Below are 20,589 nucleotides of genomic sequence, written 5' to 3'. Positions count from 1 at the left end.
TTCGCCATTCGTAACACAGGTTATCGAAGCCCGGTGGCGGGTTCAAATATTCAACCCCCGCAGCCTCAACATCTTATCAAGCCGTGTTCCCCGCACCATGCTATGAACAGAAGTGTTTGCAACCCGGAAAAAACTGAATATGACCAACCTGACGCTGTCATCATGACGGATGGGCAGGAAATTTGATATAGAACAGGGCGCAGATGCGAAACCCACGGCTAAAATCGAAACAAGCCGGTAACGACTGGTGGGGTCAGTGATTTTGCACGCGGCCAAAAAAAATATATACGATACGGGTGCAAGCGCGCGGAGTTGCACCGGAACACTGAATTGGGCAAAGGCATGAGCCTAGGAAGACAAAACGATACAACCGGCCGTGCGCCGCGCATCTTGTTCTACAGCCACGATACGTTCGGGTTGGGTCACTTGCGCCGATCCCGTGCACTGGCTGGTGCGATGACGCAGGCTGACTCATCGGCATCGGCGCTGATCCTGACCGGGTCACCCGTGGCTGGGCGGTTCACCTTTCCGCGTCGCGTCGACCACGTGCGTTTGCCAGGAGTGACCAAACGCGCCGATGGATCTTATGCATCCCAGACAATTGGAATGGGCATCGAGGAAGTGACTGAGCTGCGGGCGGGTCTTATCCAGACGGCGGTTCAGCAATTCGATCCTGACGTCCTTATCGTCGACAAGGAACCAACCGGTTTCCGCAGCGAGCTGTTGCCCACCCTGGAAAATTTGCTGCGGTCCCGCCGCACCAAAATGGTCCTGGGCCTGCGTGACGTTTTGGATGAACCCGAAGTGTTGGCCGCCGAGTGGGAGCGGAAAGAAGCCATTGCAGCAACCGAAAGATTCTACGACGAAATCTGGGTGTACGGGCTGCGCTCGATTTATGATCCGACCGAGGGCCTGCCGCTCAGCCCTGCCGCGCAGTCGCGTATCCATTGGACTGGTTATTTGCGCCGCGATCTTGGGCCGATAGGCGATCCGCCGGAACAACCCTACATCCTGATTACGCCCGGTGGCGGCGGCGACGGCAAAGCCATGGTGAACCAGGTTTTGTGCGCCTATGAAAAAGACCCCAACCTGTCACCGCGCGCTGTCCTTGTCTACGGCCCCTTCCTGTCGGGCGAGCTGCGCGACGATTTCGAAACCCGCGTTGCTGCGCTGAATGGTCGGGTCACGGCTGTTGGCTTTGAATCGCAGATCGAAACGCTGTTTGCCGGCGCTGCAGGTGTGGTCTGCATGGGCGGCTACAATACGTTCTGCGAGGTGCTCTCGTTCGACAAACGCGCCGTCATCGTTCCGCGCACGACTCCGCGGCTGGAGCAGTGGATCCGCGCCTCACGCGCCGAAGGTCTGGGACTTGTCAGAATGCTGGACGAAAATCGTGACGGGTTAACTGCGGACGCGATGATTGAGGCTATTCGCAATCTGCCCGATCAGCCCTTGCCTTCACAGGCAATCCGTGACGGCCTGCTTGATGGTCTGGACTATGTCACAAGCCGCATCGACGCGCTGCTTGGTGGGGAACGGGAACGAGCCACCGGATGACGTCAGGAAAACCCAAGCTCGCGGTGCTGGTCAAAGGATGGCCGCGCCTTTCAGAGACGTTTATCGCACAGGAACTGGTCGCCTTGCAGGACGCGGGCCACAGCTTTGACATCTGGTCCCTGCGCCACCCGACCGACATCAAACGCCACCCGCTGCATGACCGGTTTAAGGGGCAGGTTCACTACCTGCCCGAGTACCTGTACGAAGAACCTGATCGCGTCTGGGCCGCGCGCCACCTCGCGCAGACCCTACCCGGCTATACCGAGGCTTATAAGGTCTGGCGCTCTGATCTGCGGCGCGACCCGACACATAACCGCATCCGGCGTTTCGGGCAGGCCTGTGTTCTGGCCGCCGAGTTGCCTGGGGAAACGCAGGTGATGTATGCGCATTTCATGCACACGCCGTCGTCGGTCGCACGCTACGCCGCCATCATGCGCGGCCTGCCCTGGAGCTTTTCGGCACACGCCAAAGACATCTGGACGTCACCCGACTGGGAGAAAGCCGAAAAACTGCAGGCCACCACGAATGGGGCCGCTTTTGGCGCAACCTGTACTGCCATCGGGGCCGAACACTTGCGAAGTTTGGCCGATGATCCGGCTCGGGTCGATTTGATCTATCATGGCTTGGACCTGAGCCGTTTTCCCGATCCGCCGACCCGCGCAGCTCGGGCACCGGATGGGCCGTTTCACATGCTCTCCGTCGGTCGTCTGGTCGAGAAGAAGGGCTTTGATCGCCTGATCGATGCGTTCGCCATGCTACCCAATTCGCTGGACTGGCACTGGACACATATTGGCGGCGGTGCGCTTGGTGATGCGCTGCGCGAACGGGCTGAGGCCCAAGGTATCGCAGACCGGATCACCTGGAAGGGGGCCTGTGACCAGCCCGAAGTGATCGAGGCGATGCGCACATCTGATCTGTTCGTGCTGCCCAGCCGGATCGCGGCTGACGGAGATCGCGACGGGTTGCCAAATGTTCTGATGGAGGCTGCGTCGCAGCTGTTGCCGATCCTGTCGACACCGGTTTCCGCCATTCCGGAATTCATAGAAACCGGGACGCATGGCGTTTTGTCCGATGACAACCCGGCCGCACTTGCCAGCGCGATCACCGAATTGGCCGCCGCTCCTGAGCGTACTGCATCTATGGCCAACGCTGCCTATTCCCGCTTGATCGCCGAGTTCCGTATGGACCCCGGCATAGCCCTGTTGTCCAAAAGGCTCAGCGCGTTGGGCGCGGGCAAAGACTGATGGCCCGCGTCGCCTTTTTCTCACCGATGAAATCACCGGACAGCCCGGTGCCGTCGGGAGACAGGGAAATGGCGCGCAATCTGATCAGGGCGATCGGGGCACAGGGCGATGAGGTCAATCTCGTCTCGGAATTGCGCATTTATGACAAAACGGGCGATCCGGCGGTTCAACAACGTCTCTGCTCTGACGCCGATGCCGAATCCCGGCGACTGATCGCGGACATGATCCACGACACGGATTTGTGGGTGACCTATCACAACTACTACAAGGCCCCCGATCTGCTGGGCCCTAAAGTGTGCGCCGCTCGAGGCATCCCTTATGTGCAATTGGAAAGTACCCGTGCAACCAGCAGGTTACGCGGCCCATGGTCCGGCTTTGCACAAGCCGCACATGAAGCCTGCGACGCGGCGAACGTCATTTTTTACCACACGGCCAACGATCTAATCACGCTGGAACGTGAAAAATTCGAGGATCAGCGTCTGGTCGAATTGCCGCCCTTTTTGCCAATCTCGAGCCTGCCGCCCGCTTCCTCATGTGACGGGCCAATGCTGGCGGTGGGAATGATGCGGCATGGCGACAAACTGGCGTCGTACCAACTGCTGGCGCAGGCCCTGTCGCATTTAAACGGGGATTGGGCTTTGGATATTGCAGGGGATGGACCTGCGCGGGCTGAGATCAAAGACCTAATGGTGCCGTTTGGCTCGAAGGTGCGGATTCTGGGGCAACTGGATCGCGACGCCTTGCAAAACATATACGCAAATGCATCCATCTTGGTGTGGCCCGGCGTGAATGAGGCATATGGCATGATTTACCTTGAGGCGCAGGCCAGCGGAGTTCCGGTTGTTGCGCAGAACAGGCCCGGTGTCCGCGATGTTCTGGCGCCGGCCAACTATCCCGAGGTCGAAGCAGGACCTGAAGCGCTTGCCGCCAGGCTACAGACGCTGATTGGCGACCCTGCCCTGCGTCGTTCGCTTGGTACGACAGCCCAGGGATACGTGTCCAACCGCCACCTGATGCCCTCCGCAACCGAACGGTTCTGGCAGGCTGCGCGGCCTTTGATCGGAGGCACCGCATGAGCCAACTTGCTCTTTTGCGTCACGGCCACACCCATTGGAATCGCGCAGGCCGTATTCAGGGCCGCAGTGACATTCCGCTGGACGAGGACGCGCGCACTGAACTGGCCGGTTATGAGCTTCCCGATCCGTGGAACAAGGCCGCGCTCTGGTCCAGCCCCCTGCAGCGCGCCAGCGAAACCGCCGCATTGGTCGCGGGGCGCGAGCCTATCGTGTCCGAAGCCCTGACCGAGATGAACTGGGGCGATTGGGAAGGCAAGCGCGGCGTTGACCTGATTGCAGAAGCAGACAGCGGATATCGCCATATCGAGGATTGGGGCTGGGACTATTGCCCACCAAACGGCGAAAGCCCGGCGGACGTGCGGGCGCGATTGCAACCCTGGCTGGGCAGTTTGCAGGGCGACACCGTCGCCGTGTGTCACATTGGGATCATGCGCGTCATTCTGGCCTCGGCCTGGGGATGGGACTTTGACGGCACCGCCCCATTCAAGATCAAGCGCAACCGCCTTTATGTCATTGATCTGGAGTGTTTTCAGCCTCAGCCCGAACCGGTTCGCCTGCTGCGACAGGGGCCCCGCGAATGAAGGTCATGATTGTTGTCACCCACCTGCTGGGCACCGGGCACCTGAGTCGCGCGTTGACGCTGGGCCGAGCCTTTGTCGCGGATGGGCATGATACCTTCGTGGTCTCTGGCGGGATGCCTGCTCCTCAATTGGACACGTCCGGAATGACGTTGTTGGGACTGCCCCCTTTGCGCTCGGATGGCACTGATTTCACCCGTCTTTTGACACAAGCCGGAACGGTGGCGGATGAGGGGTATTTCGCGGCGCGCAAGACTGCGCTGGTTGAAGCAATTCGCAGCTTTGCACCGGATGTTCTGATCACCGAGCTTTATCCGTTTGGCCGCAGGTCTCTGGCAGGTGAATTTTCAGCCGCGTTGGAGACCGCTCGTGAAATACGCCCGCGCCCGATAATTCTGGGATCGATCCGTGACATTCTGGCACCGCCGTCAAAACCCTCAAAGGCAGAGCGGGCGGAGCAGATTATCGCAGAGCATTACGACGGCATCCTTGTCCATTCGGACCAGAGCGTTGTCCCGTTGAACGTCAGTTGGCCTGTGTCTGAGCAACTGGAGGGCCGCCTGTTTTACACGGGTTTCGTGGCTCCACTGGCCCCAGCACCGCACAAGGATGCAACCGGCAAAGGCGAGGTGCTTGTCAGCGCAGGCGGCGGTTCGGTTGGGCAGCCGATCTTTCGCGCGGCCATCGAGGCCGCCCGAAAGATGTCCAACAGGCACTGGCGCCTGTTGGTCGGCGGACAGGATGCAAAGGCACGCATTACCGAACTGCGGAAGCAAGTGACGGATGCCCCTGTCACTTTGGAACCGGTGCGGCCCGATTTTCGCCAGATGCTGCCCCACGCGGCGGCTTCGGTCAGCATGTGCGGCTACAATACAGCATTGGATATTCTGCAAGCAGGAACCCCTGCAGTGTTCATTCCATTTGATGATGGCAATGAGGTCGAGCAGAGCCTCCGCGCCCGCACCCTTGCGGAAATGCCCGCCATAGATATCATCTCAAGCAAAGAATTGAACGGAGATCTACTGGCCCAGGCCGTGGGCCGCGTGATTTCATCGGAAACTCGTCCGGTCTCAGATCAGGGGTTCGATGGCGCAGCGCAATCCGTACGCATCGCCAAAGGACTTTTGGAGCGCCGCAGATGAGTGTTGACTGGCGCAGTTTGTCGGATGAGTTGGATATCTGGCTTCAACAAGGACTGGCACTGCCTTTGTGGTGGCGCGACGATGATGCGGTTTCCACAACGCCGCAGCTTGATCGCTTGACCGCGATGTCAGACCACCTTGAGGTGCCCGTTCATCTGGCGATCATCCCCCGCGATGCCCAAGACACGCTGATCGAGTATGTAACTGCCCAGCCAAACTTGATCCCGGTCGTGCACGGTTGGGCCCATCAGAACCACGCACCACCGGATGAAAAGAAATCCGAATTCCGCCTGCACCGGCCCATGGACGATATCACTGGGGATATCGGTTCAGGGATATCGCGGCTGCGCACCCTGTTTGCAGATCGATTGTGCCCGATGTTCGTGCCGCCATGGAACCGCATAGCGCCAGAGGTGGTTCAGGAATTGCCCGCAGCGGGGTATCGTATCTTATCGACCGCCACGCCACGGTCCAGCCCGCAGGCAGCGCCCGGATTGGCCCAGATCAACACGCATCTGGATCCAATCGACTGGCGCGGATCACGCGGACTGGCCGACCCGGACATGTTGATCGCCAAAACCACTCTGCTGCTGCAAGATCGCCGCGAGGGTCGCGCGGACAACGCCGAGCCCTTTGGCATCTTGACCCACCATCTGGTTCATGATGAGGACATCTGGGCCTTTACCCACGACCTGCTGCACCGGCTGCTGAACGGGCCGGGCTTTGTCTGGTCAGCCCCCCAAGCCGATTGAAAACGGAGATCTGAATGAGCCGACTGGATTCCATGCTGCGCCGCCTGACCGCACAACGTGACGGTTTGAATTGGGCGGTAGATCAGATCTCGGGTATGGCAGGCGACGTGCTGGATATGGGCCTTGGAAACGGGCGCACTTATGATCACCTGCGGGAAATTCTGCCGGATCGGAGGATCTGGGTCATGGACCGCGTGCTGCAGTGCCATCCGTCCAGCACACCGCCAGCGGAAGATTTTTTGCAAGGTGAGGCCGAGCTGATGCTGCAGAAGCTGGCAGAAGGTGGACCCAGGATCGCTTTCGGTCACTACGATTTCGGGCGGGGTGTCAAGGAAGAAGACGTTGCCGAAGCCGCGCGCCTCAGCCCTCTGATTGCGCAGGTGATGTTGCCCGGTGGTCTGCTAATCTCGGGCCAACCTTTGGTTGGCTTTGAACAGATAAGCGGCCCGGACACCATCGCGCCGGACCGTTACTTGTTCTACAGGGCCTGATCAGGCTACGCGCCGTCCGCGCGACCAAACGCCATTCAACGCAGGAGTGCCTTCGCGCATCCGGAACCGGATGACGTCCGCCCGGGTGCCCGCCCGCAACTCACCACGATCATCCAGCCCAACGACCTCTGCCGGTGTCTTTGTCACGGTTTTCAAACCGCGGGCAAAATCACCCCACATCTCGCCCAGTTTCACAGCGGACAGCAACAATGCGGAGGGCACATAGTCCGAGGACAGTATGTCGAGATGGCCCAACTGTGCCAGTTCATGCGCAGCGACATTGCCGGAATGCGACCCGCCCCGGATCACATTGGGTGCGCCCATCATCACCTTGATACCGTGGTCTTGGCAGGATCGCGCGGCCTCGACCGTGGTCGGGAACTCGGCAAGGGTGATCCCGTGACCGGCCGATACGCGCACCTGTTCGTCCGTCGTGTCATCATGGCTGGCCAGCATTGCACCAAACCGTTTGGCTGCTTTTACCGTCTCAACCTCGTGCAGATCACCATAGCGGTCGCGCATCGCCTTGAGGTCGGCCACGTGTTGCAGAAATCCATCGCCCTCAAGCCCCAGTTTGCCTTTCAGATACGCTTCCAGTTTCGACATATCGCGGAACTGTCGTTGTCCGGGCGTGTGGTCCATGAGTGAGACTAGGCCAACACGGTCTTCGGGCCCAAATTCGTTTAATTCTTCGGCCAGGGTTTCCGAGCAGACCTCGGCCCGCAAATGCAGAAAATGGCTGATCTTCAATGCATCCTGTTCCCGTAACTGCCACAGCTCATGCGACAGACCGCGCGCGTATTTGACATAGCGTTGCCCGGACGGGATCGAGCCTATCCGCATCGCGTCGAACACGGTCGTGATCCCGGTACTGGCCAGTTCGGCATCATGGGCCAGAATAGCGGCGGCATGAGGCCAGTCGACCTTGGGCCGCGGCTGAATGTGGCGCTCAAGATTATCGGTGTGCAGTTCGACCAGACCGGGGCAGACATAATCGCCTTCGCAGTCAATTGCACCAGCGGGAACAGTTGCGCCGGTCGCAACCTCAGCAATCGTATCCCCCACAAACCGAAGGCTGCCCACGACCGTCTCATCGGGAAGAACAAGCGTGGCATTGGCAAGTATCATTTCTTCTGTCATCTGAACTTCACAAGGTTTGAGCTATTGGAAAGGCCACGCATAGGAGGCCAATGTGACATTCACGCGATACGCGATCTATTTTGCGCCACCGGCTCAGGCCGAATGGACAAGCTTTGCGACCCAATGGTTGGGCTGGGACATGGAAGCCGGAACGGAAGTTGCGCATCCTGTCATTGACGGCGTGGACGTCGGAGCCGCGACCGATGTTCCGCGCAAATACGGTCTTCACGCGACGTTGAAGCCGCCGTTTCGCCTGAACAAGGGGCAATCTCTGACCGACTTGCAAGATGTCTGCAAACGGTTGGCCGGAACGCAACCGCCCGTCACGCTGGACGGGTTCGAGATCGCCCGGCTGGGTCGTTTTCTGGCCCTGCGGCCGGTAGGTTATACCGACGCGCTGAACGCGCTTGCAGCGGCTTGCGTCCGCGAACTTGACAGCTTCCGCGCCCCCGCATCCGCCGCGGAACTGGACCGCCGACGTGCCTCGGGCCTGACGCCTGAACAGGACGCCAACCTGCAGCGTTGGGGTTACCCTTACGTGATGGACACGTTCCGCTTTCACATCACCCTCAGCGGAAAACTGGACAAACCCACGCTGAAAACCGTTCAGGCCGCATTGGAGGACCAGCTGGTCCCCCTGCTGCCCGCCCCCTGTCAGATCAAGGATCTGGCGCTTATGGGCGAAGCCGAAGATGGGAGGTTTCATCTGATACATCGCTACGCCCTTTCCGGTTGAAGCCCGGAAAGGATCGCATCAATCGTGCCTTCCAGCGGCCCGGAATTATCAACTTCGATCACACGGTTCAGCCCGTCGGGCAAGGGCATACCAGCCCGTCCCAAACGACGCGCCTGATCAGAGGCGCTTTCCCGCCCGCGTATAAAGAGGCGCTGCGCCAGCACCTCAGGGTCCGCTGTCAGCGAAATCACGATCAGGTCGCCAAAAACCGCCTTCGCGTTCAACAAAACCGAACGGGACAGATTGACCAACAGAGCATTCGCCGTTTGCCGTTGGTCTTCGATTTCAATCGGGATGCCATAGTGCAATCCATACGCGCTCCAGTGCAACGCAAAGGCTCCGTCCAGAGCCATCTGCTCGAAGATTTCGACCGACACGCGATCAAAATCTTCGCCTTCTTCGCCCTCGGGGCGGGTAATCACCCGGCGAACCCGCAAGGTACCTGGCGACGCCGCCACCAACGCCTCCATGACGCTGTCTTTGCCGACACCTGACGGACCAACAACGGCTATGACCGGCGCAAGGCTCACGCGACCATCCCCGGGGTGAATTCAGACACGTTGATCTCGCGATCACAGACCCGGCTGCGCGCTTCGATATCGTGGAAAATGCCAACAATCGCCGCGCCGCGTTCTTTGGCCTCTTCGATCAAAGACAGTACCGTTTCGCGATTTTGCGCATCCAGTGAGGCAGTCGGTTCGTCCAACAGCATCGCAGGGTAATCATGCGCAAATCCACGTGCGATGTTCACCCGCTGCTGCTCACCACCCGAAAAAGTGGTCGGACTCAGGCTCCACAGTCTTTCGGGAATGTTCAACCGCCGCAACAAATCCGCCGCCTTATCCAGCGCCGCTTGCTTGTCGCACCCAACGGCCAACAGCGGCTCGGCCACCACCTCAAGCGTCGGCACTCTGGGGACCACACGCAAGAACTGACTGACATAGCCGAGCGTCTCACGCCGCAAAGCCAGAATTTCGCGCGGTTCGGCCTTGGCGACGTCCAGACCACCGACAAGGACCCGGCCTGATGCGGCCAGATAATTTCCATAGACCACCCGCATCAGTGTTGATTTCCCTGCGCCTGAAGCCCCGGTCAGGGCGACGCATTCACCTGCGGCGACATTCAGAGATGCACCCTGCATCACCGGAATTACGGCACTACCCTGATTGTGCAGGGTAAAGCTCTTGCTGACATTGATAAGCTCAATCATAGCACTTCATCTTTTTCCAAATACTCAAACCTGCAGAACGCTGGACACGAGCAACTGCGTGTAGGCATGTTGCGGATCGTCCAGAACCTGATCGGTCAACCCGGCCTCAACCACTTGACCGCTTTTCATCACCATCAGTCGATCCGCCAGCAGGCGTACGACGGCGAGGTCATGGGTGACGATGATCGCGCTCAACCCCATCTCACGCACCAACCCGCGCAGCAGATCCAGCAGACGCGCCTGAACGGAAACATCCAGCCCGCCCGTTGGTTCATCCATGAACACGAGGCGCGGCCCTGTGACCAGATTGCGGGCAATCTGTAATCGCTGCTGCATCCCGCCAGAAAAGGCGGACGGACGGTCATCCACACGAGATTCCTCAATCTCAACCCGGCCCAGCCAGTCGATCGCACGGTCCCGGATGTCGCCATAGTGGCGATCCCCCACCGCCATCAGACGCTCACCAATATTGCCGCCAGCACTGACCGACATCCGCAGGCCATCGCGCGCATGCTGATGTACAAAGGCCCAGTCCGTACGGCTTAGCATCCGACGTTCCGGTTCGGACATGGTGACCGTATCCACTGGACCATCAGCGCGTGTGTCAAAAATCACCTGCCCCGCATCGGGTTCCAGATGACCGGCCATGCAATTCAACAGCGTCGACTTGCCCGATCCGCTTTCACCCACGATCCCCATCACTTCTCCAGGGAAGAGATCAAAACTCACATCCGAGCACCCGATCCGCGCGCCATAGCGCTTTTCGATGCCTTTGACCTGCAATAAGGGGGTCATGCCGCATTCTCCTCGGCCAGTTGGCCAACATGGCCCGCCTCGCGGCGTGACCGGCAATAATCCGTGTCGGAACAGACGAACATCCGGTTGCCTGCATCATCCATGATCACTTCGTCGAGATAGCTATCCTCTGCCCCGCACAGATCGCATGGGTGATCGGCCTTGGTGGCCTCAAACGGGTAATCCTCGAAATCCAGACTGACTACCTTGGTATGCGGCGGAACCGCGTAAATCCGCTGTTCACGTCCCGCACCAAACAGCTGGATCGCGTCCATCTCAAGTTTTGGGTTGTCGAATTTCGGGATCGGCGACGGATCCATCACGTAGCGGTCCGACACTTTCACCGGATAGGCATATGCGGTCGAAATCGCCCCGTGCTGGCTGATGTCCTCGTACAGCTTCACATGCATCAGCCCATATTCTTCGAGGCTGTGCATCTTGCGGGTCTCGGTCTCACGCGGTTCCAGAAAGCGCAGAGGTTCCGGGATCGGCACCTGATAAACGATGATCTGGTCCTTGCGCAGCTTCGCCTCGGGGATGCGGTGGCGGGTCTGGATGACTGTGGCCTTTTCGGTTTCCTCGGTCGTTTCCACACCTGCCGTGTTCTCAAAAAACTTGCGGATCGACACAGCATTGGTGGTGTCATCGGCACCCTGATCGATCACTTTAAACGTGTCTTCGGGTGTTAATGTAGCGGCTGAAACCTGCACTCCACCGGTGCCCCAGCCATATGGCATCGGCATTTCACGGCTGGCGAATGGCACCTGATAACCGGGCACAGCCAGACCTTTCAGAATGGCGCGCCGGATCATTCGCTTGGTTTGTTCGTCCAAATATGCGAAGTTATACTCATTCATTTTGATGTATCACTTTGTTTTTGGTGTTTTTGTGGACGTATTTCTGTTGGGCGCACTGTTATTGGCGCTATTGGTGTATATTTTCTTTCACTCTCGTCATGCGAAGCGACGACGTCGTGCGCAAAAGCGGGATCCAAATGGCGAATGGAGTTCGGTTGGCGCGCGCACGGACTCGCCACCCGGTAGAAACCTGCGACGCCAATAAGGCGGGTTGGTAAAATCCCCAGCTTGGCTTGCCGCCGCGCATATGCGGGCGCTATCCAGTTCATTGATGCCCCCTTTCCCTTGGTTCGACTTTCATTCCGCAGCTTCTTTCGGCTGCATCCGTTCTTCGGCTTCGCGTCGTAGTTTGCGAACCAGTTCCAGCTCGGACTGGAAATCCACGTAGTGCGGCAGCTTGATATGCTCGAGGAAACCCGTCGCCTGAATGTTGTCCGCGTGGCTGAGCACGAATTCCTCGTCCTGCGCGGGTGCGCCCAGATTGTCTTCGCCCAACTCTTCCCAACGCAGGGCGCGATCCACCAAAGCCATCGCGATGGATTTCCGTTCAGAATGACCAAACACCAAACCATAGCCACGGGTGAATTGCGGGGGTTCCGTCTTGGAACCTTTGAACTGGTTGACCGTCTCACATTCGGTCAATTCGATTTCGCCGATGTCGATGGCGAAACCCAGTTCCGGGATGTCCATTTCCACTGCAACCTTACCGATCCGCAACTCACCGACGAATGCGTGGTTACGGGCGTAACCGCGTTGCGTTGAATAGGCCATGCCCAGTACAAACCCCTCATCCCCGCGGGTCAGGGATTGCAGACGCAGGGGGCGGTTCGACGGAAACTCCATCGGTTCGCGGGTCAAATCACCCGGGGTGGTGTCACTGGCGGGTTCATCCTGAATGATGTCCTCGCCCTTCAGGAACTCAGTGATATGCGGCGTCGCCTCGGTGCGGGGTTGCGCCGTAGGCGCAGCCGGAACCTCTCCTTCTGCGGCCAGTTTGAAGTCCAGCAAGCGGTGTGTGTAATCAAAGGTTGGCCCCAGCACCTGCCCGCCCGGCGCATCCTTGAACGTGGCCGAAATCCGGCGATCACACGCCATCTCATCAGTCTTAACCGGGTTCGAATAGCCAAATCGCGGCAATGTCGTCCGGTAGGCTCGGATAAGAAAGATCGCCTCGATCAGATCGCCGCGCGACTGTTTGATTGCCAAGGCTGCCAGATCGGGGTCGTAAAGGGACCCCTCGGCCATCACCCGGTTGACCGCAAGGCTCAGCTGTTCGCGGATTTGGGCGATACTCAGTTCGGCAATGTCGGATGCGCCGCGCCGCTCTTCTGCCAACCAAGAATGCGCGTTTTCGATGGCTTTTTCGCCACCCTTGACTGCAACATACATAGCTTAGGTCTCCGTGCTGATCTGAGTACTGCGAGGCAGGGCCGCAACCCGGTCACCGCACGTGAAAAAGAAATCACATCCAAGCGGGTACAGAGCTGCGTTGGCCTGCAACGCCGAATCATCCGGCAAGGACAGGCACGCGGTGTCTTTGATTCCCGGGCCGCTCAGTGTGACACCCGCCTGTTGCAGCGCGTCACATTCAACAATCAAGGTGGTCGAGCGATCCGGGTACTCTGCTGTTCCGATGCGGTATGTGCCCAATGGCCCAAGCTGGGTCCATGTCCCAACAGCAAAATCCGCGTCAGCTGCCTGTGACAGGGGCGCTCCGGTGTGAAAGGTCAGCCATGCGCGCACCGCATCGGTGTTGAAGGCGCCAGCCAGATGGACCTTTGTCTCGGGGTCACTCAACGTCAGCAAAAGCGTTCCTGCTGCGATCGACAAGGGGTTCGGCGGCTGCACGCCTTTCAATTCACGGATTTCGCCGGGCCGGGCCATCACGGTCATCGCGGCACGGAACGCATGTGCAGCCTGCACTGGTGCGTTCTGAAATCCACCGGAATACTGGAGCTGTGCCGTCATCAATCTTCTCCCCTTACCAATGTAAAGAACTCGACCTTTGTCGCGGCGGCTTTGGCAGCGCGGTCTGTTCTGGCGGCTTGCATCTGCTTTTTGAGCGGCGCAATCACCTGATCCTGGATCGCATCCGCAGCAGGGGTCTGCATCAGCGCATCAATCAAGGCGGCCGTTTCGGCCTTGGGCTTGGACCGGCCCTGCACGTATCCATGCCCAATCGTTCCGTCCTGCAACACCAGCGAACACCGCGTGACGGTCATTTCGCCAAGATTGAACCGGGCACCCGTGCCACCCGTGCGCCCGCGCACCATGACACCGCCTACTTCGGGGCTGCGCAGCCATTCAAAGTCCGGGCGGTCTTCGTAGCCACCCCAAAGCTTCATCAATGCGCCTTCAGGGGCCCGCGCCAACAGGCTCATCCAATCCTGCCGCGCCGCATTCGAAATATTTGTTTGATCTGCCATCAAAGCCTCTTGGCCGGGTTGTCTATCTGAACTATACAACTAGACAAATATTACATCCCGCCACCACGTCTGGCAATCCGCAACCTTGTGAAGTTTTGGTGACATGAGAAAAACACCCGTTTGGAAAGGCATCGCGCTGAATCTCACATCGGACATTGCAGAGGGTCGGTACGACACCGGCGACCGCCTGCCGACCGAGGCACAACTGGCAGCAAAACACGGGGTCAACCGCCACACGGTACGGCGTGCACTGTCGGATCTGGCGGACCAAGGTCTGGTGCATGCCCGTCGCGGCGCCGGTGTCTTTGTGGCGGCACGTCCGACCGATTATGCCATCGGCAAGCGCGTCCGATACCACAAGAGCATCTCGGCCAGCGGTAAAATCCCCGGCAAAAAGATCCTGACACTCACAACGCGCGCCGCAGATGAAACAGAAGCAGAGGCCCTGGAGATCGCTTCAGGCGATCAGGTGCACGTTTATGATGGGCTGTCTCTGGCGGATGGGCAGCCGATCGGGCTATTCCAAAGTGTCTTTCCCGCGGACCGCTTGCCCGGCATTCTTGAGGCGCTGTCCGAAACACAATCAGTAACGAAAGCTCTTCAGCACTGCGGTGTTAAGGATTACACCCGCGTCTCGACACGCCTGACAGCGCGCGCGGCGACGGCAACACAGGCCCTGCATCTGCGACTGACAGAAGGTGCGCCTGTTCTGTTTTCCGTCGGTATTAACGCAGATCCCAATGGTCTGCCGGTTGAATTCGGGCGAACCGTATTTGCCGGAGATCGGGTCACCCTGACCCTGAACGAGGACTAGGCCGCAGCGCCCTCCCGCCCGTCTTCGACCTCCTGACGGCGGTCATATCCTGTTGGGCATAGCGCCGCGTGAAACGCGGTGCCGCGCCCAAGGCCGCCAGCCTGTATCGGCAAAGCCGATGCAGGTGCGGGCGCGGGAGATTTCAGCTCTTGCCTATTCAAATCGGTTCGTATTTTTCCAGAAATGCCTCGGCGCTCAATGTGCGGAAATCCGGCAGGGCCGCGCGCAGACGGGCATTGTCCCAATCCCACCAGGCCAGGTTCATCATGCGCTCGGCCACGCCAACCGGATACCGGGTACGGATCGGTTTGGCCGTCACACCGCCTACAATTGTATAAGGCGCTACATCCTTGGTGACGACAGACCCCGAGGCAACCACCGCGCCGTGCCCAATGGTCACTTCAGGTTTGATAATCGCCGCATGCCCAATCCAGGTATCATGGCCGATCCGGGCGATGCGGCTGGCGCGATGTTTGAACCAATCCGCGTCATCCTCGGCATCATCCCAGTAATCTGCTGAGCGATACAGGAAGTGATGCAATGACGCCTTTTCCATCGGATGATCTGTCGCACCGATCCGTGTGAAACTGGCGATATTGGCAAACTTGCCGATCTCAGCATTGGCAATGTCACAGGTCCGGTCGCAATACGAATAGTCGCCGAAAGCAGAGTTTACAACGCGGCTTCCCGCACCAATTTCGACAAATTCACCGAAGGAACTACCCGAGATTTGGCAATCAGGATGGATAAACGGTTGGTCAGAACGCAGTCGTGCCATGGTTTTGTGGTCCTTGGTCATGAGTCACGGCAAAAAGAACGACTTTGCCTTTGTGTCCCGAGCTTTGCGTATCTTGCTTGTCTCTCCCTGGATAAGCCGTCGGCGCAGCCAGCCCGAGAACCAGTCCATCAGCATCACCATCAGGATGATCAGAACGATGTAATAGGCGACCTCTTCCCAATCCTTCTGGGTGATGATCGCTTGCGTCAACAACAGACCGATACCACCACCGGTGATCGCACCGACCACCGTGGCGCTGCGGGTGTTGGATTCAAGGAAGTAGAGCAACTGACTTAGCAGCACCGGCGTCACCTGTGGGATCACACCATAACGATAGCGTTGCGGTGCATTGGCCCCTGTGGACTGCACGCCCTCGATCTGTTTCTGGTCCACATTTTCCAGCGCTTCCGAGAAGATTTTGCCGAAGGTTCCGGTATCGGTCACCAGAATGGCCAGCGCGCCGGTGAGTGGACCAGGTCCAAAGGCACGCGCCAACACAACCGTCCAGATCAGCGCGTCCACACCGCGCACAAAGTCAAACACACGGCGCGTCAGGAACCGAATGGATTTTAGCGGGTTGAAATTGCGCGTGGCGAAAAACGCCAAAGGCAATGCGATCATACCCGCGCCTAACGTGCCGAGAAATGCCATCAGGATGGTTTCAAAAATGGCCCAGGCCACGTCCTGATGCCGCCACATCTTGTTGGTCCAGAAGTCATTCAGGATTGCCCCGCCCTCACCCTTTGCGGCGAGGCCCGCCAGTTCCGGGAGGGATTTGCCGTAATAAGGGCTGTCGAGCGTGAACCAGAACAGCTCCCACCCATTGAAATAGCGGAAGACCTCGGACCGGTTGCGTGTCACGGTCAGACGCCCCGCATCCGTTGTAATCGCCATGCGGTTTTTTGAGACGTTGATCCAATCCGGCACCTCGCCTGCGGGCAGTTCAGCCTGAACACCGGCAGAGCGGGTCGGTGTCGCGCGGACGGTGCCATAGCCGGGGATATCGTATTCCACCGTCTCGGGACCAAAGCGGACGATGTGGCCGTCTTCCAGATCAATGACTGTAGTTTCGCCTAAACTCACCCAGCCCGGAGCCTCACCGTCGGGGTAGCGGCCCTTGCGTTCACCTTCGATGGCGGTTGAAACCTCGCCGGTGCGATTGTCACGCGAAACATGCGTTTTGTAGCTGTAGCTGTCTGCAATCAGCGTTTTGCCGTTCTCCCAGTTCGCACGCTCGGCCATTCCAGACACGTCGAAAGCAAAGAACACGTAAATCAGATAGACAAAAACAAGCGCGGGCAATCCAAAGTTGGTCAGCCGTTTGCGGTTGAACAAACGGGCAGCCTCAGCCTTCAACTCATCGGCGGTCAGGTCGGTGGCAAAAGTGCTCATGCCCGTGCTCCTTTCTCGGAACCGTGGGTCAGGCGCTCACGCAGCAGACCCGATATCTGATCGACAACAACAATCGTGACGAACAGCAGAAGGAAGATGGCGGCAGCTTCGTCATAACGCCCCTGCCCCCAGGACATCGCGTTGCGCAGCTCATAACCCAGCCCGCCGGCGCCAACAAAACCCAGAATGGCCGAGGCGCGAATGTTGATCTCGAACCGAAGCAGCGCATAGCTGACATAGTTCGGTCCAACCTGTGGGATCACGCCAAGATACATCCGCTGAGACCAGTTCGCGCCGACCGAATGAAGCCCCTCGACCGGTTTCAGCGAGGCATTTTCGTTCACTTCCGAGAAAAGCTTCCCCAACGCGCCTGCCGTATGGATTGCGATGGCAATCATTGCGGGCACCGGACCACCGCCCAGCACAAAGATCAAAACCAAAGCGATAACGATTTCAGGCACCGCGCGAAAAATATCAGCGATGCGGCGAAACAGCGGGATAAGCGAGGGCCACAATGCCATGCCACGCGTGGACATCAGCGCCAGAAACGTCCCAGCGATGGCCCCTATCAGCGTCGAAGCCGCAGCGATATTGAGTGTCTCGACCAGAGCCGGGAAAAACTTCACAAGGTTCTCCGGCATCGCGCCGATCTTTTCCCATGCTTCCGACAGAACCTCGGTCGGGTAGTCGAGGATACGGTGCCAGCCGTCGACAAAGCTGCCGGCATTGCGGTCGTCTGCAGTACGGAAACCCGCGGCCATCATCGCCACGAATACGATCAGAAGGATACCACCATAGACCCTCTTGCGTCGTGTCATCTCGGAATAGTCGGCCCGGATCTGGTCGACGCTGGGGGACCCTACGGTCAGGTCTGTCATGGAATGCTCCTGAGTGGCAAAAAGAGGTCCGGTTTGCCACTGGACCCCGATCATTGGAGGTGCAGGATTAGTTGGACTTCAGCTTGCGCGCTTCGATGATGATTTCGTAGGCGTCGTGGGTGATCGGCATAAGGCCTTTGGATTCACCGCCCAGAACGTTGTACATGCAGTCTGGATCAATCGAATTCATCGAGGCCAGCATGCCGGTCATCTTGATTTTAACGTCTTCGGGTAGCTCGGTGCGCAGAACGAATGGGCCTTCGGGGATCGGAGCCGATTTCCAGATTTCGATCAGATCGTTCATGTCGACCAGACCGGCATCCACGGCACGACGCAGCGCGCCGGACTGATAACCGTCTTCCCAATCTCCCAGACCGTCGGCCCATGTCACGCCGCCGTCAACGTCACCGTTGTTTACTGCCACGATGGTCTGCTCATGGCCGCCGGTGAATTTTACTTCACCAAAATAGTCACCCGAAGTCATGGTCGCGCCGGTGGCCTGCGGAATTTCGATTGACGGGATCAGGAAGCCCGAGGTCGAATTGGGATCGCCGAAACCAAAGGTCTTGTCCTTCATGTCTTCCAACGAGGCAATGCCGCTGTCCTTGCGGGCAAATCCGATCGAATAGTAGCCATAGCTGCCATCGGTGTTGACCTTGACCAGAACAGGCTCAACCGCTTCAGGATCGCTCAGGTAGGTTTTGGCGTAACCGGATGCACCCAGCCAAGCCATGTCGATGGTGCCGCCAAGCAGCCCCTGAATTACGCCGTTGTAATCGGCGGGCGCGAACAGCTTGGTCTCGACGCCCAGCAGGTCCTCAGTCTGCTCGCGCAAGCATTCCTGCTTGCTCAGACGGTCCTGTGCGTTTTCTCCGCCCAGAATACCAATGCGGAATTCGGAAATCTCTTGCGCCATGGCTGGCGCGGCCATCGCAGTTGTGGCCACCAGGGCGGCAATCAGTTTTTTCATCTGTCTCTCTCCGGTTTGATGCGCCGGCCTTTCATCGGCCGGTCGATGAAAGGGTTGGGTCTGGCCTAGATGGTCGCCTCGGCTTCCATCAGCGCTTTTTGGGTCGCGTCGAGTGTTTCGATCTGGGTCGAAGTTGCCTCTTCCGAGAAGCTGGCGTCGGCGCCATAAATTTCGCGGGCCACGCCAGTTGTCAGTTGCTCGGGCAACCCGTCGAAAACGATACGTCCATCGCGCATACCGACGACGCGGTCACAATAGCGGCGGGCGGTATCCAGCGTATGCAGGTTAGCGATGACGGTGCGGCCGTCCTCTTCGTGGATGCGGCGCAGCGCCTGCATCACCACCTGCGCGTTCATCGGGTCCAGCGAGGCGATGGGTTCGTCGGCCAGAATGATCTTAGGGTCCTGCATCAGGGCGCGCGCGATGGCGACGCGCTGTTGCTGACCGCCCGAAAGCGCCTCGGCGCGTTTGGGCGCGTGCGCGGCGATGCCGAGGCGGTCCAGAATATCAATCGCCCGGTGGATGTCTTCCATCGGGAACAAGTTGAACATGGTCGCCAGAGTCGAGTGGCGATTCAATGTGCCATGCAGCACATTCGAAACAACATCCATACGCGGCACCAGGTTGAATTGCTGAAAGATCATCGCGCAATCAGCCTGCCATGCGCGCTTGTCACGGCCTTTCAGCTTGGTGACTTCACGGCCTTGAAACAGGATCTCGCCGTCGCTTGCATCCGTCAGACGGTTGATCATCCGCAACAACGTCGACTTGCCCGCGCCGGACCGCCCGATGATGCCAATCATGCAAGGCTTGTCTACGTCCAGCGTCGCGGCATCAACGGCCACGTTGTCGCCAAAGCGTTTAGTCAGTTTTTCTATCCGCAGCACGTGCCACCCCCAATTCGTGTTGGCGACCAACTACAGGCGGGATTCAACGGCTTTGTGTCGGCACAGTGAAAGTTTTGTAAACGCCCCCGCGTACCGAGGGCCTACCCATTGGCGCATATCGCCGCTATACGCTGTGCCAACACGCTATCCATATGAGGCCATTCATGAGCTTTGACCGCAGCATCAAGATCGCCCCGTCGATCCTGTCCGCAGATTTCGCCAATTTTGGTGCCGAGATTCAGGCCATCGAAGCCCAGGGGGCGGATTGGGTCCATATCGACGTAATGGACGGCCATTTTGTGCCCAACCTGACCTTTGGCCCGCCCGCCGTCAAAGCGTTCCGCCCCCATGTCAAAACGGTCATGGACGTGCATCTGATGATCACGCCGGTTGATCCCTACATTCAGGCCTACGCGGATGCAGGCGCCGATATCCTGACTGCACATGTCGAGGCCGGTGCCCATACCCACCGTACTTTGCAGGCGATTCGCGCCGCTGGCATGAAGGCGGGCGTTGCGTTGAACCCCGGCACCCCGGCCGACGCGGTTGAACACTTGCTAGACCTGACCGATCTGGTTTGCGTCATGACAGTGAACCCCGGTTTTGGCGGCCAGAAATTCATCGACATGACCAACAAGATTCGCAAACTGCGGTCGATGATCGGAGACCGTCCGATCCATATCGAGATTGACGGTGGCGTCGACCCCAAGACGGCCCCGTTGGTGGCCGCAGCTGGTGCGGATGTGCTGGTCGCAGGTTCAGCCGTATTCAAGGGCGGTTCGGTCGATAACCCGGACGTCTACGGCGCAAACATCAAAGCGGTGCGTAGCGCGGCGGAATCGGCGACCTCGTAAACATCACTGCAT

Annotated in this window: 24 protein-coding genes; 10 read left to right on the top strand and 14 right to left on the bottom strand. The window is 58.8% G+C overall.

Annotated features, from left to right (window positions below; genetic code table 11):
* Positions 1–342: 342 nt before the first annotated feature.
* Genes AC2FFH_RS11730 through AC2FFH_RS11700 form a run of 7 tightly spaced genes read left to right on the top strand, consistent with a single transcriptional unit; the run spans position 343 to position 6,840 of the window.
* The gene (locus tag AC2FFH_RS11730; protein WP_496844450.1) at positions 343–1,557 is read left to right on the top strand and encodes a glycosyltransferase family protein; all 1,215 of its coding nucleotides are present in this window, start codon (positions 343–345) and stop codon (positions 1,555–1,557) included.
* Positions 1,554–2,801 carry a glycosyltransferase family 4 protein gene (locus tag AC2FFH_RS11725; RefSeq protein ID WP_496844449.1) on the top strand — a complete coding sequence of 416 codons (1,248 nt, stop codon included), beginning with the start codon at positions 1,554–1,556 and terminating at the stop codon, positions 2,799–2,801. Before AC2FFH_RS11730 ends, AC2FFH_RS11725 begins: the two co-directional genes overlap by 4 nt.
* Positions 2,801–3,877, top strand: a complete 1,077-nt coding sequence (locus AC2FFH_RS11720) for a glycosyltransferase family 4 protein (protein WP_496844448.1) — start codon at positions 2,801–2,803, stop codon at positions 3,875–3,877. Before AC2FFH_RS11725 ends, AC2FFH_RS11720 begins: the two co-directional genes overlap by 1 nt.
* Entirely contained in the window at positions 3,874–4,458 is a 585-nt protein-coding gene (locus AC2FFH_RS11715; protein ID WP_496767139.1) for a histidine phosphatase family protein, read from the top strand. The genes AC2FFH_RS11720 and AC2FFH_RS11715 overlap by 4 nt, the downstream gene beginning before the upstream one ends.
* Positions 4,455–5,597 carry a glycosyltransferase family protein gene (locus AC2FFH_RS11710; protein WP_496767140.1) on the top strand — a complete coding sequence of 381 codons (1,143 nt, stop codon included), beginning with the start codon at positions 4,455–4,457 and terminating at the stop codon, positions 5,595–5,597. The genes AC2FFH_RS11715 and AC2FFH_RS11710 overlap by 4 nt, the downstream gene beginning before the upstream one ends.
* Positions 5,594–6,349, top strand: a complete 756-nt coding sequence (locus AC2FFH_RS11705) for a polysaccharide deacetylase family protein (protein ID WP_496767141.1) — start codon at positions 5,594–5,596, stop codon at positions 6,347–6,349. Before AC2FFH_RS11710 ends, AC2FFH_RS11705 begins: the two co-directional genes overlap by 4 nt.
* Positions 6,350–6,363: 14 nt before the next feature.
* Positions 6,364–6,840: a class I SAM-dependent methyltransferase gene (locus tag AC2FFH_RS11700; RefSeq protein ID WP_496767142.1), complete on the top strand. Its 477-nt coding sequence runs from the start codon at positions 6,364–6,366 to the stop codon at positions 6,838–6,840.
* Here the strand turns inward: AC2FFH_RS11700 and AC2FFH_RS11695 are convergent, their stop codons facing one another.
* Positions 6,841–7,980, bottom strand: coding sequence for an alpha-D-ribose 1-methylphosphonate 5-triphosphate diphosphatase (locus tag AC2FFH_RS11695; protein ID WP_496779628.1), 1,140 nt, complete (start codon positions 7,978–7,980; stop codon positions 6,841–6,843).
* A gap of 52 nt (positions 7,981–8,032) precedes the next feature.
* Here AC2FFH_RS11695 and AC2FFH_RS11690 point away from each other — a divergent pair, with 52 nt between their 5' ends.
* Entirely contained in the window at positions 8,033–8,716 is a 684-nt protein-coding gene (locus tag AC2FFH_RS11690; protein WP_496844447.1) for a DUF1045 domain-containing protein, read from the top strand.
* Here AC2FFH_RS11690 and AC2FFH_RS11685 read toward each other — a convergent pair.
* The 8 genes from AC2FFH_RS11685 to phnG are packed head-to-tail and all read right to left on the bottom strand — an operon-like array spanning position 8,698 to position 14,004.
* Positions 8,698–9,246, bottom strand: a complete 549-nt coding sequence (locus tag AC2FFH_RS11685) for a ribose 1,5-bisphosphate phosphokinase PhnN (protein WP_496844446.1) — start codon at positions 9,244–9,246, stop codon at positions 8,698–8,700. The two genes, AC2FFH_RS11690 and AC2FFH_RS11685, sit on opposite strands and share 19 nt — an antisense overlap.
* Complete coding sequence (gene phnL, locus AC2FFH_RS11680) at positions 9,243–9,926, bottom strand: phosphonate C-P lyase system protein PhnL (protein ID WP_282170707.1); 684 nt, start codon at positions 9,924–9,926, stop codon at positions 9,243–9,245. Before phnL ends, AC2FFH_RS11685 begins: the two co-directional genes overlap by 4 nt.
* A 24-nt stretch (positions 9,927–9,950) precedes the next feature.
* The gene (gene phnK / locus AC2FFH_RS11675; protein ID WP_496706870.1) at positions 9,951–10,721 is read right to left on the bottom strand and encodes a phosphonate C-P lyase system protein PhnK; all 771 of its coding nucleotides are present in this window, start codon (positions 10,719–10,721) and stop codon (positions 9,951–9,953) included.
* On the bottom strand, positions 10,718–11,578 hold the full coding sequence (locus AC2FFH_RS11670; protein ID WP_282170705.1) for an alpha-D-ribose 1-methylphosphonate 5-phosphate C-P-lyase PhnJ: 861 nt from the start codon (positions 11,576–11,578) through the stop codon (positions 10,718–10,720). Before AC2FFH_RS11670 ends, phnK begins: the two co-directional genes overlap by 4 nt.
* A complete protein-coding gene (locus tag AC2FFH_RS11665) occupies positions 11,575–11,847 on the bottom strand; it encodes a hypothetical protein (RefSeq protein ID WP_282120760.1) in 273 nt (90 codons plus the stop codon). Before AC2FFH_RS11665 ends, AC2FFH_RS11670 begins: the two co-directional genes overlap by 4 nt.
* A gap of 28 nt (positions 11,848–11,875) precedes the next feature.
* Positions 11,876–12,967 (bottom strand): carbon-phosphorus lyase complex subunit, encoded by a 1,092-nt coding sequence (locus AC2FFH_RS11660; RefSeq protein WP_496844445.1) that lies wholly within the window; start codon positions 12,965–12,967, stop codon positions 11,876–11,878.
* Between the two features lie 3 nt (positions 12,968–12,970).
* Entirely contained in the window at positions 12,971–13,546 is a 576-nt protein-coding gene (gene phnH, locus AC2FFH_RS11655; RefSeq protein ID WP_496844444.1) for a phosphonate C-P lyase system protein PhnH, read from the bottom strand.
* Entirely contained in the window at positions 13,546–14,004 is a 459-nt protein-coding gene (gene phnG, locus AC2FFH_RS11650) for a phosphonate C-P lyase system protein PhnG (RefSeq protein ID WP_496767151.1), read from the bottom strand. Before phnG ends, phnH begins: the two co-directional genes overlap by 1 nt.
* 103 nt (positions 14,005–14,107) lie before the next feature.
* On the opposite strand from phnG, the gene phnF reads away from it, so the two are divergent.
* Positions 14,108–14,818, top strand: a complete 711-nt coding sequence (gene phnF, locus AC2FFH_RS11645; protein ID WP_496767152.1) for a phosphonate metabolism transcriptional regulator PhnF — start codon at positions 14,108–14,110, stop codon at positions 14,816–14,818.
* A 157-nt stretch (positions 14,819–14,975) separates the two neighbouring features.
* Here the strand turns inward: phnF and AC2FFH_RS11640 are convergent, their stop codons facing one another.
* The 5 genes from AC2FFH_RS11640 to phnC all read right to left on the bottom strand — a co-directional run bounded on the left by AC2FFH_RS11640 (position 14,976) and on the right by phnC (position 19,723).
* Positions 14,976–15,596: an LbetaH domain-containing protein gene (locus AC2FFH_RS11640; protein WP_496779643.1), complete on the bottom strand. Its 621-nt coding sequence runs from the start codon at positions 15,594–15,596 to the stop codon at positions 14,976–14,978.
* 24 nt (positions 15,597–15,620) lie between these two features.
* Positions 15,621–16,988 carry a phosphonate ABC transporter, permease protein PhnE gene (gene phnE, locus AC2FFH_RS11635; protein ID WP_496767155.1) on the bottom strand — a complete coding sequence of 456 codons (1,368 nt, stop codon included), beginning with the start codon at positions 16,986–16,988 and terminating at the stop codon, positions 15,621–15,623.
* On the bottom strand, positions 16,985–17,866 hold the full coding sequence (gene phnE / locus AC2FFH_RS11630; protein WP_496767156.1) for a phosphonate ABC transporter, permease protein PhnE: 882 nt from the start codon (positions 17,864–17,866) through the stop codon (positions 16,985–16,987). The genes phnE (AC2FFH_RS11635) and phnE (AC2FFH_RS11630) overlap by 4 nt, the downstream gene beginning before the upstream one ends.
* 67 nt (positions 17,867–17,933) lie before the next feature.
* The gene (gene phnD, locus AC2FFH_RS11625; protein ID WP_496767157.1) at positions 17,934–18,836 is read right to left on the bottom strand and encodes a phosphonate ABC transporter substrate-binding protein; all 903 of its coding nucleotides are present in this window, start codon (positions 18,834–18,836) and stop codon (positions 17,934–17,936) included.
* A gap of 65 nt (positions 18,837–18,901) precedes the next feature.
* Complete coding sequence (gene phnC, locus AC2FFH_RS11620) at positions 18,902–19,723, bottom strand: phosphonate ABC transporter ATP-binding protein (RefSeq protein WP_496767158.1); 822 nt, start codon at positions 19,721–19,723, stop codon at positions 18,902–18,904.
* Positions 19,724–19,887: 164 nt separating this feature from the next.
* Between phnC and rpe the strand changes: the two genes are divergently transcribed.
* The gene (gene rpe / locus AC2FFH_RS11615) at positions 19,888–20,577 is read left to right on the top strand and encodes a ribulose-phosphate 3-epimerase (protein ID WP_282151891.1); all 690 of its coding nucleotides are present in this window, start codon (positions 19,888–19,890) and stop codon (positions 20,575–20,577) included.
* The last annotated feature ends 12 nt before the right edge of the window (positions 20,578–20,589 follow it).

This window comes from Ruegeria sp. YTSC003 (assembly GCF_059609785.1).
The sequence above is the reverse complement of the archived record's forward strand: the minus strand, read 5'-3'. Positions and strand labels throughout refer to the sequence as shown.